Origin of the sequence: Sphingomonas sp. (assembly GCF_039594485.1) — a bacterium.
Taxonomy (GTDB): domain Bacteria; phylum Pseudomonadota; class Alphaproteobacteria; order Sphingomonadales; family Sphingomonadaceae; genus Sphingomonas.
In genome coordinates this window covers 18472-33981 of sequence record NZ_JBCNNI010000027.1, presented here as the reverse complement: position 1 = coordinate 33981, position 15510 = coordinate 18472, and the positions used below count along the sequence as shown (strand labels likewise).

At 67.3% G+C, this 15510-nt stretch carries 15 protein-coding genes and 1 riboswitch; of the genes, 12 read left to right on the top strand and 3 right to left on the bottom strand.

Features of this window, described 5'->3' with window-relative positions; translation table 11 throughout:
- Positions 1 to 5 precede the first annotated feature (5 nt).
- Genes ccmE through ABDV78_RS13640 form a run of 5 tightly spaced genes read left to right on the top strand, consistent with a single transcriptional unit; the run spans position 6 to position 3910 of the window.
- Positions 6 to 440, top strand: coding sequence for a cytochrome c maturation protein CcmE (ccmE, locus tag ABDV78_RS13660; RefSeq protein WP_343527939.1), 435 nt, complete (start codon positions 6 to 8; stop codon positions 438 to 440).
- Positions 437 to 2371 carry a heme lyase CcmF/NrfE family subunit gene (locus tag ABDV78_RS13655; RefSeq protein WP_343527938.1) on the top strand — a complete coding sequence of 645 codons (1935 nt, stop codon included), beginning with the start codon at positions 437 to 439 and terminating at the stop codon, positions 2369 to 2371. The genes ccmE and ABDV78_RS13655 overlap by 4 nt, the downstream gene beginning before the upstream one ends.
- Positions 2372 to 2382: 11 nt before the next feature.
- Entirely contained in the window at positions 2383 to 2910 is a 528-nt protein-coding gene (locus ABDV78_RS13650; protein ID WP_343527937.1) for a redoxin family protein, read from the top strand.
- Positions 2907 to 3284, top strand: coding sequence for a cytochrome c-type biogenesis protein (locus tag ABDV78_RS13645; RefSeq protein ID WP_343527936.1), 378 nt, complete (start codon positions 2907 to 2909; stop codon positions 3282 to 3284). The genes ABDV78_RS13650 and ABDV78_RS13645 overlap by 4 nt, the downstream gene beginning before the upstream one ends.
- A complete protein-coding gene (locus tag ABDV78_RS13640; RefSeq protein WP_343527935.1) occupies positions 3284 to 3910 on the top strand; it encodes a tetratricopeptide repeat protein in 627 nt (208 codons plus the stop codon). The genes ABDV78_RS13645 and ABDV78_RS13640 overlap by 1 nt, the downstream gene beginning before the upstream one ends.
- Before the next feature lie 3 nt (positions 3911 to 3913).
- Here the strand turns inward: ABDV78_RS13640 and ABDV78_RS13635 are convergent, their stop codons facing one another.
- Together ABDV78_RS13635 and ald are read right to left on the bottom strand one after the other, a co-directional pair.
- Positions 3914 to 4126, bottom strand: coding sequence for a DUF3072 domain-containing protein (locus tag ABDV78_RS13635; RefSeq protein ID WP_343527934.1), 213 nt, complete (start codon positions 4124 to 4126; stop codon positions 3914 to 3916).
- 161 nt (positions 4127 to 4287) lie between these two features.
- A complete protein-coding gene (gene ald / locus ABDV78_RS13630; RefSeq protein ID WP_343527933.1) occupies positions 4288 to 5394 on the bottom strand; it encodes an alanine dehydrogenase in 1107 nt (368 codons plus the stop codon).
- Positions 5395 to 5522: 128 nt separating this feature from the next.
- On the opposite strand from ald, the gene ABDV78_RS13625 reads away from it, so the two are divergent.
- Complete coding sequence (locus ABDV78_RS13625) at positions 5523 to 5966, top strand: Lrp/AsnC family transcriptional regulator (protein WP_343527932.1); 444 nt, start codon at positions 5523 to 5525, stop codon at positions 5964 to 5966.
- 109 nt (positions 5967 to 6075) lie between these two features.
- Positions 6076 to 7761: an amidohydrolase family protein gene (locus tag ABDV78_RS13620; protein ID WP_343527931.1), complete on the top strand. Its 1686-nt coding sequence runs from the start codon at positions 6076 to 6078 to the stop codon at positions 7759 to 7761.
- A 57-nt stretch (positions 7762 to 7818) separates the two neighbouring features.
- Here ABDV78_RS13620 and ABDV78_RS13615 read toward each other — a convergent pair whose 3' ends face one another.
- A complete protein-coding gene (locus ABDV78_RS13615; RefSeq protein ID WP_343527930.1) occupies positions 7819 to 10134 on the bottom strand; it encodes a TonB-dependent receptor in 2316 nt (771 codons plus the stop codon).
- A 244-nt stretch (positions 10135 to 10378) separates the two neighbouring features.
- Positions 10379 to 10487, top strand: a riboswitch (glycine riboswitch).
- Positions 10488 to 10652: 165 nt separating this feature from the next.
- Here ABDV78_RS13615 and gcvT point away from each other — a divergent pair.
- From gcvT to gcvPB, 5 genes are read left to right on the top strand one after another with little or no spacing between them, the layout of a single operon-like run.
- A complete protein-coding gene (gene gcvT, locus ABDV78_RS13610) occupies positions 10653 to 11828 on the top strand; it encodes a glycine cleavage system aminomethyltransferase GcvT (RefSeq protein ID WP_343527929.1) in 1176 nt (391 codons plus the stop codon).
- Positions 11829 to 11830: 2 nt separating this feature from the next.
- Positions 11831 to 12202 carry a glycine cleavage system protein GcvH gene (gene gcvH, locus ABDV78_RS13605; protein WP_343527928.1) on the top strand — a complete coding sequence of 124 codons (372 nt, stop codon included), beginning with the start codon at positions 11831 to 11833 and terminating at the stop codon, positions 12200 to 12202.
- The gene (locus ABDV78_RS13600) at positions 12199 to 12585 is read left to right on the top strand and encodes a hypothetical protein (protein ID WP_343527927.1); all 387 of its coding nucleotides are present in this window, start codon (positions 12199 to 12201) and stop codon (positions 12583 to 12585) included. Before gcvH ends, ABDV78_RS13600 begins: the two co-directional genes overlap by 4 nt.
- Positions 12585 to 13943, top strand: coding sequence for an aminomethyl-transferring glycine dehydrogenase subunit GcvPA (gene gcvPA / locus ABDV78_RS13595; protein WP_343527926.1), 1359 nt, complete (start codon positions 12585 to 12587; stop codon positions 13941 to 13943). The genes ABDV78_RS13600 and gcvPA overlap by 1 nt, the downstream gene beginning before the upstream one ends.
- Entirely contained in the window at positions 13940 to 15496 is a 1557-nt protein-coding gene (gene gcvPB / locus ABDV78_RS13590) for an aminomethyl-transferring glycine dehydrogenase subunit GcvPB (RefSeq protein ID WP_343527925.1), read from the top strand. The genes gcvPA and gcvPB overlap by 4 nt, the downstream gene beginning before the upstream one ends.
- The last annotated feature ends 14 nt before the right edge of the window (positions 15497 to 15510 follow it).

Sequence of the window (15510 nt, the reverse complement as noted above, 5' to 3'; positions counted from 1 at the left end):
GAGAAATGACGCCCAAGTCCCAACGTCTCACGCTGGCGCTGCTGGCGCTCGCCGCGATCGTCGCGGCGGTGCTGCTCGCCATGTCGGCGATGAAGGACCAGGCGGCGTTCTTCTACACCCCATCCGACGCGCAGAGGCAGGGGCTGCCGCTGGGCCGCGCGGTGCGGCTTGGCGGGATGGTCGAGGCGGGTTCGGTCCAGCGCGCGCGTGATGGCGTGACGGTGCGCTTCGTCGTGACCGACGGCAAGGCGGCGACGCCCGTGACCTTCGCCGGGATCACGCCCGACCTGTTCCGCGAGAAATCGGGCGTGGTGGCGGAGGGGCAGTTCCAGCCCGATGGCGGCTTCGTCGCGACCAATCTGCTCGCCAAGCATGACGAGAAATACATGCCCCCCGAAATGGCGGGCAATATGCACGAGAGCCGGAGCCTGAAGCCGTGATCGCGGAGGCCGGTCTCGCCGCGCTCTGGTTCGCCGCGATGGTGGCGGGGTTGCAACTGCTGCTCGGCGTGCTGGGCTTGCGGCGCAGGGACGCGGCGGGGGCGCAGGCGATGGCCGCAATCGGCCCGGTCGCGATCGTGCAGGGTGCGCTGGTCGCCATCGCCATGGCGGCGTTGCTGGCGGTTTTCGTGAACACCGATCTGTCGGTCCGGCTGGTCGCCGAGAACAGCCATTCGGCCAAGCCCTGGATCTACAAATTCGCCGGAGCCTGGGGCAATCACGAAGGCTCGATGCTGCTCTGGGTGACGATCCTGGGGGCGGGCGGTGCGCTGGTCGCGTGGAAGGAGCGCGCGCTCGACCGGGCGACCCATGTCGCGACGCTGGCGGCGCAGGGGGCGATCGCGCTGGGCTTCTATGCGTTCCTGCTGTTCGCCTCCAACCCGTTCGCGCGGCTGAACCCTGCCCCCGTCGAGGGACAGGGGCTCAACCCGCTGTTGCAGGACCCCGGCTTGGCCTTCCACCCACCGACGCTCTATGCGGGCTATGTCGGGCTGTCGGTCGCCTTTTCCTTTGCGGTCGGCGCATTGGTGACGGGACAGGTCGGCCCGGCCTTTGCCCGCGCGATGCGGCCCTGGGTGCTGGGGGCCTGGGTGTTGCTGACCATCGGCATCACGGCGGGCTCCTACTGGGCCTATTACGAGCTGGGCTGGGGCGGCTGGTGGTTCTGGGATCCGGTGGAGAATGCCTCGCTGATGCCGTGGCTGGCGGCGACCGCGCTTCTTCACTCGGTCAATGTGCTGGCGGCGCGCGATGGTCTTCGGGCCTGGACGGTGATGCTGGCGGTCGTGGCCTTCTCCATGTCGATGATCGGCACCTTCCTGGTCCGGTCGGGTATCTTGACCAGCGTCCATGCCTTTGCCGTCGATCCCCGGCGCGGGGCGTTCATCCTCGCACTGCTGGGCCTCTATATCGGAGGCGCGCTTGCGCTGTTCGGGGCGCGGATCGGGCAGGTGCGCGCGGGCCGGAATTTCGCTTTCGTCAGCCGCGAGGGCGGGCTGATCGTCAACAACCTGCTATTGTCGGTGATCCTGGGCATCGTGCTGATCGGCACGCTCTATCCGCTGGTCGCGGCGGGGTTCGGGGTGCGGCTGTCGGTGGGGCCGCCCTTCTTCCACGCCGCCGCCGGCCCGATCGCGCTCGCCCTGGTTGCGGTCATGGCGGTCGGCCCCTCCTTGCGCTGGCGACAGGATCAGGCGGAGGCGGTGCTGATCCGCATGCTATGGCCGCTGGTCGCGGCGGCGGGGACGTTCGCGCTGCTCCTGACCCTGACCGGGGGCATGGGCGTGTTGTCGCTGCTAGGCCTGTCCTTCGGCGTCGGGCTGATCGTCGCAAGCGTGCTCCCGATTGCCCGGCGCAACTGGCGGCGCACGCCGCTCCCTATCTGGGGCATGGTCGTGGCGCATGTCGGGCTGGGGGTCAGCATGATCGGCATGGCCTGCGACAGCGCCTTCACCGCCGAGCGGTTGATTGCCCTTTATCCTGGGCAGGCGACGATCGTGGGGCCGTGGCGGGTGCAACTGGACCGCATCTATCCGAATATCGGTCCCAACTGGTCGGCGCTGGAGGCCAGGCTGACCGCCACCCGGGACGGCGACGGGGCGACCTTGCGTCCGCAGCAGCGCTTCTTCACCGATCCCCCGACCACCACCAGCGAGAGCGCCATCGCCACCCGCTGGGACGGGCAACTCTATACGGTGCTGGGCCAGCGTGATGCCGCGACCGGCCGGTGGCAGTTGCGGCTATGGTGGAAGCCGTTCGTGACGCTGATCTGGCTGGGCGGCGCGCTGATCGCGCTGGGCGGCGCGCTGGCGCTGGTCGGACGCTGGTTCAAGGGCTGGCAACAGCGGCGGCGGGAGGCGCTCTGGGGATGAGGCCTGGAGGGATGAAGCGCTGGCTGATCTGGGTGCCGCTGGCATTGTTCGCGCTGCTGTTTCTGGTGGTCGCGGCCGGGTTGATGCGCCCCGCCGACACCACAGTCCGCTCGACGCTGGTGGACAAGCCCTTGCCCGAATTCCGGCTCGATCCGATGGTGCCGGGCAAGCCGGGGCTGGCCAGTCACGATTTCGGTGGGGGGCACCCCAGGCTGCTCAACGTCTTCGCAAGCTGGTGCATCCCCTGCATCGCAGAGGCGCCGCAACTGATGGCGTTGAAGGCGAAGGGCGTGCCGATCGATGCGATCGCGATCCACGACCAGGGACCGGCGATCGCGGGCTTCCTGCGTCGCAACGGCGACCCCTATGCCGCGATCGGCGACGATGCCCGCAGCCGGGTACAGATGGCACTGGGCTCGTCGGGCGTGCCGGAAACCTTCCTGATCGATGGCCGCGGGCGGATCGTGCGGCAATATATCGGCGACATCCGCGCCGATCAGGTCGACCAGATCGTCCGCGACCTCGAGGCGGCACGATGACGCTGCTGCTCGCGCTCGCCCTGGCCGCCGGAGCCGCCGCGCCGGATTATGGCAACACGCAACTGCCCGATCCGCGTGCCGAGGCGCAGGCGCGGGCGTTGATGATGGAGTTGCGCTGCGTCGTCTGTCAGGGCCAGTCGATCTCCGACAGCGATGCCGACATGGCCGCCGACATGCGCGCGCTGGTCCGCCAGCGTATCGCGCGCGGCGAAAGACCGGCGGCGATCCGCGACTGGCTGATCGAGCGTTATGGCGATTATGTCAGCTATGATCCGCCCTTGTCGCGCGCGACGTTGCTGTTGTGGGCGACGCCGCTGCTGTTGCTGGCGATCGGCGCGTGGATCGCGCGCGGCAGTTTCCGAAGGGGCCGCTGATGGGGTGGCTGGTGCTTCTGGGGCTGGCGGCGGGTGCGTTGGGGCTGGCAGTGAAACTGGGCCTTCCGCGACCGCTCTGGACGATGCTGGGGGCTGCGCTGGCGCTGGGCGGGGTCGGCTATGCCTGGCAGGGCCGACCGATGCTGTCCGCCGGAGCCGCTGCGCCGCGTCCCGAGCCGCGGGCGGACAATGACGAGTTGATCGAACTGCGCGGACAGTTGCTCGGCCGCTATGGGGGCGAGGGGGCGATGTTCATGGCCGCCGATGCGCTCGCGCAATCGGGGAACAGCCGGACAGCGGTTCAGATCATGCTCGGCGCGGTCGGCGGCAATCCGCGCAGCGTCCCCTATTGGACCGAGCTGGGCAATGTCCTGTTCGCGCATGACGGCTATCAGATGTCGCCCGCCGCGCAGTTCGCCTTTCGCCGCGCGCGGGTCCTGGGGCCCAATGATCCGGCACCCTTCTTCTTCGAGGGCCTGGCATGGATGCGGACGGGCGATTTCCGCAAGGCCCGGCTGTTCTGGAACCGGGCCTTGCAACTCTCCCCCGCGAACGCTCCCTATCGCCCGGCGATCGAGCAGCGGGTGCTGCTCCTCGACCAGGCGATTCGGATGATGGGGGAATAGGGCCTATTGGCCCCGGCCGGTCTTGGCCTGAAGCGCATCGATCCGCTTGGAGGCATCGGCCTTGGTCAGCCTATCGTCGAACGCCTCGCCCGCTTCCTCGGACAGGGTTTTCAGGTAACTCGCCTGCGCCCCGGTCATCGGCTCCTCGCCGGTCGTCCAGTCGTCGGGGTCCTTCTCGGCATTGGAGAAGGGCTCGGTCTTCGGATTGTCGGTCATCGCGGATTCCTTTCGCGGGACCAACTGTTGTGTTCTCTTTGTGTTCCGTTCGGTATTGCCTTTGTCACGGTTCAGCCCGAGCGAAGTCGAAGGCGACGGACCAGCCTTTGCGGCGGAGGTCCGGCCATGTGCTTCGACTTCGCTCCAGGCGGCCGGGGCGCTTAGCCTGCCCAGGCCTCGAACGGCAGGTCCAGCGCTTCGGCGACCGCGGCGTGGCGGATCTTGCCGCCCGAGACGTTCAGCCCGCCCGCCAGATGCGGATCGGCCTTCATCGCGGCCTCGGCGCCCATATTGGCCAGCTTGACCGCGAAGGGCAGGGTCGCGTTGTTCAGCGCGAAGGTCGAGGTGCGGGCGACCGCGCCCGGCATGTTGGCGACGCAGTAGTGGATCACGCCGTCGACCTCGAACACCGGATCCTGATGGGTGGTGGCATGGCTGGTCTCGAAGCAACCGCCCTGGTCGATCGCGATGTCGACCATCACCGATCCGCGCTTCATCGTCTTCAGCATGTCGCGGGTGACGAGCTTGGGCGCCGCCGCACCGGGAACCAGCACCGCGCCGATGACGAGATGGGCGTTCTTCACCGCCGCCGCGATCGCCGCCTTCGACGCATAGGCGGTCTTGATCTGGCTGGAGAAGAACATGTCCAGCTCCGCCAGACGGTCGTTGTTGATGTCATAGATGGTCACGTCGGCGCGCAGGCCGACCGCCATCTGCGCCGCGTTCACGCCCGAGACGCCGCCGCCCAGGATCGCGACCTTGGCGGGCGCCACGCCGGGCACGCCGCCGAGCAGGATGCCACGGCCGCCCTGCTGCTTTTCCAGATAATGCGCGCCGACCTGCACCGCCATGCGGCCCGCGACTTCGGACATCGGCTTGAGCAGCGGCACGCCGCCGCGCGGGGACGTGACAGTTTCATAGGCGATGCAGGTCGCGCCCGACTTCATCAGGCCCTCGGCCTGCGGCTTGTCGGCGGCGAGGTGGAGATAGGTGAACAGCACATGGTGCGGGCGCAGCATTGCGACCTCGACCGGCTGCGGTTCCTTCACCTTCACGATCATCTCGGCCTGGTCGAAGACCTCGGGGGCGGTGGCGACGATCCGCGCGCCCGCGTCGACATAGTCCTGATCCTCGAAATCGATGCCGCTGCCGGCCTTGGTCTCGACGATCACCTCATGACCGGCGGCGACCAGTTCGGCCACCGACGGCGGGGTCAGGCCGACGCGATATTCGTGGTTCTTGATTTCCTTGGGTACACCGACGCGCATGATCGACACTCCTGAAACGGGTTGCGCCGATACTAGCGCCGATCGGGCGGGAGAGGTGTGCAAAGCTGTCCCACCTATTGCTGACGATCGGGATTTCCTTGCGTCATGGGCCGTTGTAACGGGATGGAATGTCCGACGCGATCGATCGCCGCATATTGGCGCAACTGGCCCGAGATTCCGACCTGACCAGCGCGGCGCTGGGCGAGAAGGTCGGGCTGTCCGCCAGCGCGGCGCATCGCCGGGTGGCGCAACTGCGCGAGGCCGGGGTCATCACCGGCTATCGCGCGATCCTGAGCCATGAAGCGCGGGGGCGGCCGTCGACCGTGATGGTCAATGTCACGCTGAAGGACCAGCGGCAGGACACCATGGCCGCGTTCGAGCGCGAGATCCTGCGCTGCCCCGAGATCGTCGAATGCTTCCTGATGAGCGGGGAGGCGGATTACATGATCCAGGTCGAGGTGCGCCGCGACGACAGCTACGAGCGCATCCACCGCGAGACGCTGGCGCGCCTGCCGGGAGTGACCCGCCTGGCCTCGCACTTCGTGATCCGCGAGGTGGTGCGGCGGTCATGATGCGGTCATGATGCGGGCGCGGTGCTGTCGCGACTTCTCCCCGCAGGAGGAGGACGTGTGTCGGGCATCCCCGCTTCCAACCGGGCGGTTCACCCGATAGGGAATGGCCATGGTAAAGCAGGTTTTCTCCTCCCGCGTGTTCCGCACCGCCGTCACTGCCGCCACCGCCGCACTGGCGATCGCGCTGACCCCCGCCGCCGCGTTCGCCGATGGGCTGGTCGACAATGTGACCGGCCTGACGCTGGACAAGGACGGCAAGGTCGTCCGTTTCACCGGCCTGCTGCTGACCCCGGACGGCAAGGTCGCCAGGCTGTTGTCGGCCAAGGAGAAGCGTCCCGAAAAGCTCGACTGGCGTGCGGATATGAAGGGCCGGGTGCTGCTGCCCGGCTTCGTCGATTCGCATGGGCATGTGATGGGGCTGGGCTTTCGGCTGCTGGAACTGGACCTCGCCACCACCAGGTCACTGGATGAGGCCAAGTCGCGGATCGCCGCTTATGCCGCCGCCAACCCCGATCGCAGATGGCTGATCGGCGGCGGCTGGAACCAGGAGGTCTGGGCGCTGGGACGCTTCCCGACCGCCGCCGATCTCGACGCGGTGGTCGCCGACCGGCCGGTGATCATGGAGCGCGCCGATGGCCATGCGCTCTGGGCCAACAGCGCGGCGATGAAGGCGGCCGGGATCACTGCCAAGACCGTCTCGCCCCCCGGTGGCCGGATCGAAAAGGTCGGTGGCCAGCCTTCGGGCGTGTTCGTCGATGCCGCGATGGCGCTGATCCAGAAGGTCGTGCCGCAGCCGCTGGCCAAGGATCGCAACAGCGCCTTCCTGAAGGCGCAGAACGAGCTTCTGTCGCACGGCATCACCGCGACCGCGGACATGGGCACGACGCTGGACGAATGGATGACCTATCGCCGGATGGGCGATGCGGGCAATCTGCGCGTTCGCATCATGAGCTATGGCGGCGGGGTCGAGGATGCGGTGCGGATCGGCGGCACCGGGCCGACCCCGTGGCTCTATAACAGCAAGCTGCGGCTGGTCGGCGTGAAGCTGTATGGCGATGGGGCGCTGGGGTCGCGCGGGGCGTGGTTGAAGCAACCCTATGCCGATGCGCCGGGCCAGTCCGGGCTGGGCTTCATGACCGACGACGTGATCCGCAACCTGATGAGCCGCGCGGCGATGGACAAGTATCAGGTCGCGGTCCATGCGATCGGCGACCGGGCCAATGCGCAGGTGCTGGGCGCGATCGAGGAATTGTCGGACACCTATAAGGGCGATCGCCGCTGGCGGATCGAACATGCCCAGATCGTCGATCCGTCCGACCTGCCGCGCTTCGGCAAGCATGGCATCATCGCCTCGATGCAGCCGGTGCACGAGACGAGCGACCGGACCATGGCGGAGGCGCGGCTCGGCCCGGCGCGGCTGGCGGGGGCCTATGCGTGGAACTCGATGCTGAAGGCGGGCGCGCGGATCGCCTTCGGCTCGGATTATCCGGTCGAAAGCCCCGATCCCTTTGCGGGCTGGGCCGCCGCCATCACCCGGCAGGGCCCGGACGGCCAGCCCTATGGCGGGTGGCAACCGCAGGAGATCGTCGATCGCGACACCGCCTGGCGCGCCTTCACCATGGACGGGGCCTATGCGGGCTTCGCCGAGGATCTGTTCGGACGGCTGGGAACGGGTCAGCAGGCGGACTTCATCATCGTCGATCGCAATCCGCTGGATGCCAACCCCAGCGAACTGCGCGCGACGAAGGTCGAGGAAACCTGGATCGGCGGCCAGAAAGTGTGGGAGCGTCGCTGACACGCCGGATATCGGGGGGCGGGATTCGATGCCGCCCCCACGTCAGGAAGGCAGACCCTAGAACCGCCCCTCGAAACTCAGGCCCAGGACACGCGGCTCGGTGATCGTGCCGCGCACGCGTCCGTCGAAATCGGTGTAGAAGGCGCTCGGCTGTTGCCGGTCGAAGATGTTGCTGGCGAGCAGATAGGCCCCGAAATGCCGCCCCTGCCAGCCCAGCTTGGCGTTGACCAGCGTCAGCGGGCGGATGTCGCGCACCGTCTGGTCGATCGTGTCCTGGAAATAGGCGTCGCGATAGGTCGCATTGAGGTTGACGAACAGTCCGCCCGCGCTGTGCCATGTTCCCCCGGCGGAGGCGGTCCAGTGCGGCGCGTTGGCGAACTCGTTGCCGGTTCCCGCGCCCAGCGCCGCGCCGGCCGGCAAGGTGAAGTCGAGGAATTTCGACCGGGAATGGCCCACCCCGGCGTACAGGTCCAGGGTCCGCGTCGGTCGTCCACGCAACTCCGCCTCGAGCCCATAGAGCCGCGACTTGCCCGCGTTGACCACCTGGGTATCGAACACCATGCCCGGCGTCAGCTGCACCGAGACCTGCTGGTCGCGCCAGTCGATATAATAGGCGTTGGCGTTGAAGCTCAGCTTGCGGTCGAACCAGTCCGAGCGCAGCGCCAGTTCGTAGTTCCAGGTATATTCGGGCGAGTAGGTGAAGGCCTGTCCCCGCTGCTGGTTGATCCCGGCCCCGCCCGCGCGATAGCCGCGCTGCACGGTCGCGCTGAGTCCGATATTGGTGGCGGCGTCCCAGGTCAGGCCCAGCTTGGGCAGCCAGGCGCCATAGGTGATGGTGCGGGTCGGCTGGTTACTGGTGGCGCCGGCGGCGGTCGCGAGCAGCAGCGCGTTCAGCCGGGTGACGATCGGTGCCAGCGCCGGGACCGGCAGTCGGGTCGGATCGGGTAGCGTGCCGTTGAGCGTGACCGATTGGCTGGCCCCGCGCTGCTGGCGCTCATTGTCGTAACGCAGGCCCGCGCGCAGCTTGAGCTGCTGGGTCAGCGGGAAGGTCAGGTCGGTGAAGCCCGCCAGATTGCGGGTCAGGCGCGGCTGGGTCAGGCTGTTCTTGATCGGAACCACGCCGCCATAAAACCCCAGCACCGTGTTCACCACCGGCTGCGACAGGCCGAGCGCCAGCAACTGAAGGTCGACGCCCAGTCGGGTCAGGTTCAGATTCTGCGTCGCCTCGAACAGATAGTCGCGATTGTCCTCGCGCAGATAATAGGCGCCGACCAGGCCCTGGACCCAGCCCAGATCGATGCCTAGCCGCACCTCCTGCTGGATGGTCTTGGCCGGATCGCGGGTCAGGCTGCTCTGGCCCGGCGTGGGGTTTCGATCGGGATCGGCGATGTAGCGCGCACGGACATTCGAATAATTGGTGACGGAGGTCAGGTCGAACCCGCCGCCCAGTGCGTAATGCGCCTCCAGCGTCGCGATGTCGCTGACGACGCGGGTGTCGGTCGCGACATCCTCGGTCACGATGCGATCGGTGGGCGAATAGGGGGCGTCGAACTCGACCGAGGTGGCGCCGCGAACATGGCGGTCATGGACATAGGTCGCGATGACCCGCAGCCCCGGCAGCGCATCGGGCGTGACGAGCAGCTTGCCGCGCACCGTCTCCGACCGGCGCATATCGGCGTCGCGGTGGAGCGTGGTGTTGTAGATCAGGCCGTCCGACTGCGTGACCTCGCCGCTGACGCGAAAGGCGATCTGGTCGCCCAGGATGGGGCCGCCGACCGCGAGTGCGGCGCGCCGCTGTCCGTCCGGTCCGGTCAGCATGACGCGCGCCTTGCCGCTCCAGTCATAGTCGGGATCGGTGGTCCGCACGATCACGGCCCCCGCGAGCGCGTTGCGGCCCTGCACGGTCGATTGCGGCCCGCGAAACACCTCGACCTGCGCGATGTCGAACAGGTCGAGCGGTCCGGTCTGCAGCGCAGCACGGGGCAGCACGGCACCATCGACATAGACGCTGGCCAGTGCCCCGTCGCCCGCGCCGGAAACGTTGAAGGCGTCGATGCCGCGAATGGTGAAGGTGTTCCGGTTGGCCCCGATCGAGACGTTGGGCGTGCGCTGGAGGACGTCATAGACGCTCAGCAGATTCTGGTCGTCGATGGTTTGGCCGGTGGTGACTGCGACGCTGGCCGGGGTTTCCTGAAGCGTGCGGTTGGCCTTTTCCCCCAGCACCACGATGTCGTTGCCAGTGTCCTTGTTGCCAGTGTCCTTGTTGCCGGTGTCCTTTGCGTCGGTGCCGGCCGCCGGCGGCGCGACCTGCGCAGCCAGTGGCGCCGCCGCCGAACATAACAGGACAGCCAAGGTCGATCGAATAACCATCATTTCATTCCCCCTCTGGAATGGCCCGCTAATGCGGGTGATTATGCGAGTCAATCGCAATGGAGGGTGTGTCCCAACCCTGGGAAATTCGGCGCTGCTTTCCGACTTGGAACCTGTCGGCCAGTCGCCTGTGACGCGACAGTCAGCGCGCTTTCCACAATATTGATCGCATCCGCCACCGATGCCGATTGACTTGCGCCCGGCCGCCCGGCAGAGGGCGCGGCGTCGGTGCTGGCAGTATCCAGCATGGGCGCGCGCGGGAGAGCGTCGGGTGGGTCTTTCAGGCCTTCAAAGCCCGGCCGCCGAAGGAGCAACCACCCCGGAATCTCTCAGGCAAATGGGACCGCGCGATCGCCATCGACACTCTGGAAAGCGCACCGGCGGAGACACACCGCGCGGCGCCACCGAAGGGGTAAGCCGGACATTCCGGCGAAAGCTCTCAGGTTCCGTGACAGAGGGGGATCGGATCGGGTAAGGACAGCCACGTCCCTAGCCGACACCCTTTGACGGAGACCGGCCCCGTGAGTGACGCAACCGACCTGAATGTAGAAGACGCCCCCGAGGGTCAGGAGATTATCCAGACATTGCCGCTGGACGCCTGGCACCGCGCGCGCGGTGGCCGGATGGTGCCCTTCGCGGGCTATCACATGCCCGTCCAGTATGAAGGCATCATGGCCGAGCATCTCTGGACCCGCGAGGCGGCCGGGCTGTTCGACGTCAGCCATATGGGCCAGGTGGTCTTCACCGGCGACAATGGCCTCGCCCCGGTCATCTCCGCGCTGGAAAAGGTCCTGCCGGGTGACATTATCGGGCTGGGTGATCGCAAAAACCGCTATTCGCTGCTGCTGAACGAAGAGGGCGGCATCCTCGACGACCTGATGGTGACGAAGCGCACCCTGGACGGCGCGGAAGAACTCTACATGGTCGTCAACGGCGCGACCAAATATGACGACATCGCCTATCTGCTCGATTTCATCCCCGACGATGCGACGCTGAACCTGCTCGACGAGCAGGCGCTGCTGGCGCTCCAGGGGCCGAAGGCGGTCGATGCGCTGGCGCGGATCGTGCCGGGCGTCGAGAACCTGGTGTTCATGACCGCCGCCGACTTCACCTGGAACGACGTGCCGCTGTGGATCAGCCGCTCGGGCTATACCGGCGAGGACGGTTACGAAATCTCGATCCCCGCCGAACATGCCGCCGCCTTTGCCGACCTGCTCTGCGAGCAGGCGGAAGTGAAGCCGATCGGTCTGGGCGCGCGCGACTCGCTGCGCCTGGAGGCGGGCCTGCCGCTCTACGGCCATGACCTCGACCCCGAAACGACGCCGGTGATGGCCGATCTCGGCTTCGCGCTCGCCAAGAAGCGTCGCGAGGCGGCCGATTTCCTCGGTGCCGAGCGGATCCTCGCCGAGCGGGAGAATGGTCCCGCCGTCAAGCGCGTCGGCCTGACCGTCGCGGGCCGCCAGCCGGTGCGCGAGGGCGCGTCGGTGGTCGCCGAGGACGGTTCGGTCATCGGCCGCGTCACCAGCGGCGGCTTCGCCCCCTCGATGGGCGCGCCGATCGCCATGGCCTATGTGCCGATCGAGCTGGCCGCCCCCGGCACCAGCGTCAAACTGCTTCAACGCGGCAAGACCCATGACGCCACCGTCACGGCGATGCCCTTCGTCCCCCATCGTTACGTTCGTTCAGGAGCCAAGTGATCATGAGCCGCTATTTCACCGAAGATCATGAGTGGATCGACGTCGACGGTGATGTCGGCACGGTCGGCATCTCCGATTACGCGCAGGGTGCGCTGGGCGACATCGTGTTCGTCGATGTGCCCGAGGACGGCCGCGAACTGAGCAAGGGCGACGAGGCCGCCGTGGTCGAGTCGGTCAAGGCCGCGTCGGACGTCTATGCGCCCGTCTCGGGCACCGTGATCGAGGGCAATGCCCAGCTTTCCGACGAGCCGGGCCTGGTCAACACCGACCCGGAAGGCGAGGGCTGGTTCTTCAAGATCACCCTGTCCGACGCCTCGGAGCTGGAAGGCCTGATGGACGAAACCGCCTACGCCGCGTTCGTCGCCAAGCTGTGAACGGCTTTGCCGCATTCCTCCTGCTGACGGCACAGGCTGCCGCCGAACCGGTCGATCTTTCCCCTGCGCAATTGTCGCGGGGGCTGGAAGACTGGGATGGCCGGGTGGTTCGGATTCGGGGTTGGTTGGAATGCGGCACCTGGGGTTGCGATTTGCGCTCCAGGCCGATGCAAGGCGGCGGTTCGTCTGCCTCAATTAGCATCGGCGATAATGCGGACCTGACGCCTTCGCTCGCCGATGCCGTCGGTCACGAAGTCGTGATCGAAGGGCGCGTCACCGCAGAGTGCCGCCGTGAAGTTTGTACCGACCATGGGCCGGAATTGATGCCGACCCGGATTGTTCGCATTTTCGGCGCACCGCGCGCCACCGTCAAGGATCGCTGATGCGCTACCTGCCCCTTACCTCTTCCGATCGGGCCGAGATGCTCTCGGTCATCGGTGCCGGATCGGTCGACGACCTGTTCGTCGATGTGCCCGAATCCGCCCGCCTGTCCGGCCCCATCGCGGGGCTGCCCGACCACGCCTCCGAACTGGCGGTCGAACGACACATGACCGCGCTCGCCCGCAAGAATACCGTGGCGGGCGACGTGCCATTCTTCCTGGGGTGCGGCGCGTATCGGCACCATGTGCCCGCCAGCGTCGATCACATCATCCAGCGCGGAGAGTTCCTGACCGCCTATACGCCCTATCAGCCGGAAATCGCGCAGGGCACGTTGCAGATGCTGTTCGAGTTCCAGACGCAGGTCGCGCGTCTGCTCGGCACCGATGTCGCCAATGCCTCCATGTATGACGGCTCGACCGCGTGCTGGGAAGCGATCGGCATGGCGCGGCGCATCACCAAGAAGTCCAAGGCGATCCTGTCCTCGGGACTGCACCCGCATTATGTCTCGGTCGCCAAGACGATGGCGAAATATACCGGCGACACGCTGGAAACGGCCGCGCCGGTCCTGACCGCCGAGACCGATATCGACCAGATGATCGCGGCGATCGACGGCGACACGTCCTGCGTCGTCGTCCAGTATCCCGACATTCTCGGCCGCATCGCCGACCTGACCCCGCTGGCCGAGGCGTGCCACGCCAAGAAGGCGCTGCTGATCGCGGTCGTGACCGAGCCGGTCGCGCTGGGCGCGATCCGTTCGCCCGGCGAGATGGACGCCGACATCGTCGTCGGCGAAGGCCAGTCGCTGGGCGTCGGGCTTCAGTTCGGTGGGCCCTATGTCGGCCTGATGGGCTGCAAGGATAAGTATATCCGCCAGATGCCGGGCCGCTTCTGTGGCGAGACGGTGGACGCGGACGGCAAGCGCGGCTTCGTGCTGACGCTCTCGACCCGCGAGCAGCATATCCGCCGCGAAAAGGCGACGTCGAACATCTGCACCAATTCGGGGCTGTGCGCGCTCGCCTTCTCGATCCACATGACGCTGCTGGGCGAGGCGGGTCTGCGCCGGATGGCGGGGATCAACCATGCCAATGCCTGCCGCGCGGCGGATCGCCTCGCCAAGGTGCCGGGCGTGAAGCTGGTCAACGACGTGTTCTTCAACGAGTTCACGCTCGACCTGGGCCGCGAAGCGCGTCCGATCGTGCGGACGCTCGCCGAGCGCGGCGTGCTGGCGGGCGTGTCGCTCGGGCGGCTCTATCCGGGGGAGGACGCGCTTGCGAACGGATTGGTGGTGGCGGTCACCGAAACGGTGACGGCGGAGGATATCGAGACGCTTGCCCAAGCGCTTGAGGAGGTGCTGGCATGACGATCAACCAGAGCGGCTGGAAGCCCACGAGCCCCGAGGCCAAGGACGGCGAGGTCGCAGCGACCTTCACCGGCAACCGCGCGCTGATGCTGGAAGAGGCGCTGATCTTCGAGATCGGCGACAGCGAGACCACCGGCGTCGATTTCGCCGAGGGCGATGTCGCCGGTTCGCGGCTGGGCGCGCTGTCGCGCAAGAGCGCGATCGGCCTGCCCGGCCTGTCGGAGCCGGAGACGGTGCGTCACTATACCCGTCTGTCGCGTCAGAATTACGCCATCGACCTGGGCCTTTTCCCGCTGGGTTCGTGCACGATGAAGCACAATCCGCGCCTGAACGAGAAGATGGCCCGTCTGCCCGGGTTCAGCGACGTCCACCCGCTCCAGCCCGTCGACACGGTGCAGGGCGCGCTGGAGGTGATCCATCAACTCGCACACTGGCTGGTCACGCTGACCGGCATGACCTCGGTCGCGATGAGCCCCAAGGCGGGCGCGCATGGCGAGCTGTGCGGTATCCTGGCGATCAAGGCGGCGCTGGAAAAGCGCGGCGAGGGCCATCGCAAGGTGATCCTGGTCCCCGAATCGGCGCACGGCACCAACCCGGCAACGGCGGCGTTCGCGGGCTTCTCGGTCGAGGATATCCCTGCGACCGCGGACGGGCGTGTCGACACGGCGGCGCTGAAGGCGCGGCTGGGGCCGGACGTGGCGGGCGTGATGATCACCAACCCCAACACCTGCGGCCTGTTCGAACGTGACCTGAAGGACATTTCCGACGCGGTCCATGCGGCGGGCGGCTATGTCTATTGCGACGGCGCGAACTTCAACGCCATCGTCGGGCGCGTGCGTCCGGGCGACCTGGGCGTCGATGCGATGCACATCAACCTGCACAAGACCTTCTCGACCCCGCATGGCGGCGGCGGGCCGGGTTCGGGGCCGGTGGTCTTCTCCGAAGCGCTGACGCCCTTCGCCCCGCTGCCCTTCGTCGAAAAGACGGGCGAGGGCTTCCGGCTGGTCGAGGAGGAGAATGCCGAGGACCATCACGCCGACAGCTTCGGCCGCATGGTCGCCTTCCACGGCCAGATGGGCATGTTCACCCGCGCGCTGACCTATATCCTCAGCCATGGTGCGGACGGCCTGCGCCAGGTCGCCGAGGATGCGGTGCTCAACGCCAATTACGTCCTGCGTTCGCTGGAAAGCACGCTGGACGCTCCCTTCGCCAAGAGCGGCCCGTGCATGCACGAAGCCATTTTCTCGGACGAGAATCTGGCTGAGGGCTTCTCGACGATCGACGTCGCCAAGGCGCTGATCGATGAAGGCTTCCACCCGATGACCATGTATTTCCCGCTGGTCGTCCACGGCGCGATGCTGGTCGAGCCGACCGAGACCGAATCGAAGGCCGCGCTTGACCAGTTCATCGGCGCGCTGGCGTCGGTGGCGGAGCGGGCCAAGGCGGGCGATGCGTCGCTCAAGACCGCGCCGCATTTCGCGCCGCGCGCGCGCCTCGATGAGACGCTCGCCGCGCGCAAGCCCGTGCTGGTGTGGAAGGACAAGGCGGCCTGATCGGCCGCGTGCCC